Consider the following 1145-nt stretch of genomic DNA (forward strand, 5'->3'; position numbering starts at 1 on the left):
GACGCGGTGTTGGGCCGGTATCCGCTGCGGGACCTGGTCACCGCCACCGACCCGCTGCCCCTGCTGGTGGAACGCGAACGCGCCCTGTACGGCTCCTGGTACGAGTTCTTCCCCCGCTCCGAGGGCACCCCCGAACACCCCCACGGCACCTTCACCACCGCCGCCCGCCGCCTGCCCGCCATCGCCGCCATGGGCTTCGACGTCGTCTACCTGCCCCCGATCCACCCGATCGGCACCACCTTCCGCAAGGGCACCAACAACACCCTCTCCGCCGGCCCGCAGGATGTCGGAGTGCCCTGGGCGATCGGCTCCCCCGAAGGCGGCCACGACACCATCCACCCCGACCTCGGCACGATCGAGGACTTCGACCGGTTCGTGGCACGGGCGGGCGAGCTGGGCCTGGAGGTGGCCCTCGACTTCGCCCTGCAGTGCTCGCCGGATCACCCCTGGGTGGACAAGCACCCCGAGTGGTTCCACCACCGCCCCGACGGCACCATCGCGTACGCGGAGAACCCGCCGAAGAAGTACCAGGACATCTACCCCATCGCCTTCGACGCGGACCTGGACGGCCTGACCGCCGAGACCCTGCGCGTGCTGCGGCACTGGATGGACCACGGGGTGCGGATCTTCCGCGTCGACAACCCGCACACCAAACCGGTGCTGTTCTGGCAGCGGGTGATCGCCGACATCAACCGCACCGACCCCGACGTGATCTTCCTGGCCGAGGCCTTCACCCGCCCGGCGATGATGCACACCCTGGCCCAGATCGGCTTCCAGCAGTCGTACACGTACTTCACCTGGCGCAACACCAAGCAGGAGCTGACCGACTACCTCACCGAACTCTCCGGCGAAGCGGCGGCCTACATGCGGCCGAACTTCTTCGCCAACACCCCCGACATCCTGCACGAGTTTCTGCAGACCGGCGGCCGGCCCGCCTTCGAGGTCCGCGCCGTCCTCGCCGCCACCCTCTCCCCCACCTGGGGCATCTACAGCGGCTACGAACTGTGCGAGAACACCCCCCTGCGCCCCGGCAGCGAGGAATACCTCGACTCCGAGAAGTACCAGCTCCGCCCCCGCGACTGGGACACCGCCGAACGCGAGGGCCGCACCATCACCCCCCTGCTCACCCGCCTCAACGCCATCCG

The 1145-nt window shown here is 69.3% G+C and carries 1 pseudogene; it reads left to right on the forward strand.

Annotated elements, in window-relative coordinates:
* Positions 1 to 1145: pseudogene (locus ACP4J3_RS50720) on the forward strand (alpha-1,4-glucan--maltose-1-phosphate maltosyltransferase); the annotation flags it as partial.

Origin of the sequence: Streptomyces sp. UG1 (genome assembly GCF_049974585.1) — a bacterium.
Lineage (GTDB): Bacteria > Actinomycetota > Actinomycetes > Streptomycetales > Streptomycetaceae > Streptomyces.